The sequence below is a fragment of the Streptomyces sp. NPDC004561 genome, assembly GCF_053602155.1.
The window spans coordinates 4,779-7,587 of sequence record NZ_JBSGDB010000427.1 but is presented as its reverse complement, the minus strand read 5'-3'; the positions used below and the strand labels follow the sequence as shown (position 1 = coordinate 7,587).

Here is a 2,809-nt window from a genome sequence, read left to right as displayed (position 1 = left end):
GAAGGAAACCGCGGCGGACGCCGCGAATGCCGGGCGACTGAAGCAGATCGCCCTCACGTACAAGACCTCGGCCGAACCCTCGGGCCAGAACCCGCAACTGGACACCTCGTGCGAGTACGCCTCGACCATCACCCAGTCAGCGAGGTGCGGCGCGCCGCCCGGGTGCCGCGGCGCGCGGCGACCGGAGAAGCGCGTGACCGCGAGGTCCATAGAGCCCCAGAAGAAGTGCACCGGGCTCACCTTGCCGATGAACCGGGACCGGAACTCGTCCATGACCCGCTGCGCGCTGGTCAGCTGCAGCCAGAACCGCTGGACGTGCTCCGGGTCGTACGAGGCGTGGACCGTGTCCTCGGGGAACGGGATGGCCGTCTCGACCTCCACCGGGTTGGGCCGTATCCGCACATCGATACCCAGCGCGTCGAGCGCATTCATGGTCTCGCGGTAGAAGACGGCCACAGGCTTCGGCTCCAGCGCAACCGAGCATTCGTCGCCGTCGCTGGTGCGGATATGCAGCCGGTGGTCGCAGAAGTCGAACTCCATCTCGAAGATGCGCTCACCGTACGGGATGGCCGTGGTGGTCAGTCCCCGCGTGGAGACGTACAGCGGCACCTGCCACCAGTGATTCACCATCGGGGCCAGGGCCAGCCGCACCTTGCCAACGATCTGCGCCCACATGTGCAGGGTGTCCTTGGTCTGCGACCACTCATCCACAGGGGCCGTCGGCCACTGTTCGACGGAGTGCGTCGCGGGCTGCGGCGTGCCAGGCATCGTGCGATCCTCCGTTTCACATCCCGGCGCCCGCGCAATCGCGGAACGCCGACGGTCGGGCCGGTGACGCAGACCACCCGCGCGACCGGTGGCGATGCCCGCCGCAGATTCTCGCTGCACCGTCGTCCCGGATCCGTGTCCACACGATCGAGGCACGCGCCTGTGCGGGGTCCCTACGGTGGCTCCTCAGTGGATCGCCCTGAGGCCCTGCCCGTCTCCCGACTCGCTTCATTCAATCGTAACCCGCACCCCGCCTGCCCCCGCGGGCTGCGAGCGGCCGGTGGACGGGGTGCGGCTGGTCGGCGCCACCGCCGCCCGTCAAGGGGCGGTCACGGTGCCCGCACGGCCCCGCTGCGCGCCGACCGCTCAGAGGTCGTTCTACTCCGATGCTTCATCCAAAGATCTTTTGTTTGGTCTGCGGTGTCGTGACGCGCCAGGAGATGGTGTCTCGCCGGTGGGCAGCGAGCTATGAGGTCGGTCATGCCAATGTGGATCACGGCTTCGCAGCGGGTGGGCAGGGCCTCGTAGGTGCGTGCGAGGCGGCGGTGCAGCGTGAGCCAGCCGTAGGTCCGTTCGACCGCCCACCGCTTCGGTATCGGGGCGAGGCCCCTGGTTTCCCGCATGTCGATGCCAAGGCCGGCCGCGTGCTGGACGAGGTGCTGGCGGTAGCCGCCGTCGACTCACACCTTGCGGATATTTCATGAAAGGCCAGAGCGGACGAAAGCTACCTGTAAAAGGAGAGGAATAGCTCCAGCCACGAATACATACCGGGTACCAGCTATCCGTGATGGCCTGCAGCCCGCCGACATCGAGCCACCGGTCGCCGATTGAGCGTTGCCGCCGTGTGCCCCCTACTGCGGGGGGTGGTTCGGTCCCGGTTGAGGCCTGCGCGCACCCCGTACGACTGCAGCGCGGGCCAAGGGCGGACGCTGACGAGCGACCCGGTAGACGGCGATGAGCGTTGTGAGTCTCGGGTTGAACCCCTCGGCCTCCTGCAGGGCCGCATCAGGCATCGGGTCGTCGACGACGTAGCCGAGTGCGGGGCACCCGGTGATGTGCCCGCGCAAGGCGTCCAGGTGGCCGAGGAGAGCAGCAAGGCGCGCCTGCTCGGGGTTCAGCGAGCGCAGCCACTCGAGGCGTTCCTCGGTGGTCTCGGGGCATGGGGGCAGGTCGCGGCGGATGCCGTCAGCCCGACTGGTCAGGATGTTCCACACGGGCATGCGGAGCGCCGCGATCAGGGAGTCGGGTGTGGCTTCCACGGTGAGCGTCATGTTCCTCACGGTGGCAGGGGCCACTGCCGTCGCGACGCACCCCGGACACCAGGTCAGTCGTCCGAGGTGCGCTGCGTGGTGCAGTCGGGTCAGCCGGCGCCCGTCACGACGTCAGGGTCAAGGCACGAACGAGCTGCGCGGGCGGCCGTGCACGGGGGGATCCAGTCTGAACTTCGGCAAGGCGTACATCCGGCCGTGGTGTCGGGAGGCCGGATGTCGGCGAGTGCGCCGACATCCCTTGCAAGCCCGGCCGGACGGTACCTGCGGTGTTACTCGGCGATGCTGCGGTAGACAACCAGGCCGGCGAACACCGCGGCACGCAACCCTCTCACCGCCGGCGACGCGTTCACGGCGAGCGATCCTCCCATGCCCGGGATATACGCGCGGCGCGTACGTACGGCTCAGTCGGCGCGTTTCGGCCGGTCGCCGGCACCGTGACCGAGTGGATCACCACCTCACGGGCGGGCCGTGAGCGCCGACCTCAGGTCGTCCCTGTCCATGGCCACCCATCGTGGAATCTCCGCGTTCCAGGTGGCGGCCATGTCGTCCAGCGTGCGGGCCACGGATCGGCGGATCCAGCGGCCGGCCACGCCGAGCACGACGGCCGCCAGCGGACGCAGGAGCCCTCGGCCGTGCACGGACACGGTGACCCGTATTTCCCATCCGTCGCCGTTGCCGTCGCCGTCACGGCGCGGGTGGGGCACGGCGCGCGCCTTCACCCGAGCCCACCGGTGGTCGACACGTGCCGTGGCCGGAGCGGAGCGGGGGCC

Annotated in this window: 2 protein-coding genes and 2 pseudogenes; all 4 read right to left on the bottom strand. The window is 69.3% G+C overall.

Features of this window, described 5'->3' with window-relative positions:
• On the bottom strand, positions 1 to 768 hold a 768-nt coding region (locus tag ACWEN3_RS36580), incomplete at its 3' end, for a DUF5996 family protein (RefSeq protein ID WP_452980053.1).
• A 391-nt stretch (positions 769 to 1,159) separates the two neighbouring features.
• Positions 1,160 to 1,448, bottom strand: a pseudogene (locus ACWEN3_RS36575) (transposase); the annotation flags it as partial.
• A 171-nt stretch (positions 1,449 to 1,619) separates the two neighbouring features.
• A complete protein-coding gene (locus ACWEN3_RS36570) occupies positions 1,620 to 2,039 on the bottom strand; it encodes a hypothetical protein (RefSeq protein ID WP_452980051.1) in 420 nt (139 codons plus the stop codon).
• Positions 2,040 to 2,494: 455 nt separating this feature from the next.
• Positions 2,495 to 2,809, bottom strand: a pseudogene (locus tag ACWEN3_RS36565) (hypothetical protein); the annotation flags it as partial.

Excerpts from the sequence above, each read along its gene's own strand:
- ACWEN3_RS36570 (WP_452980051.1), bottom strand. The coding sequence starts at position 2,039 with ATGACGCTCACCGTGGAAGCCACACCCGACTCCCTGATCGCGGCGCTC.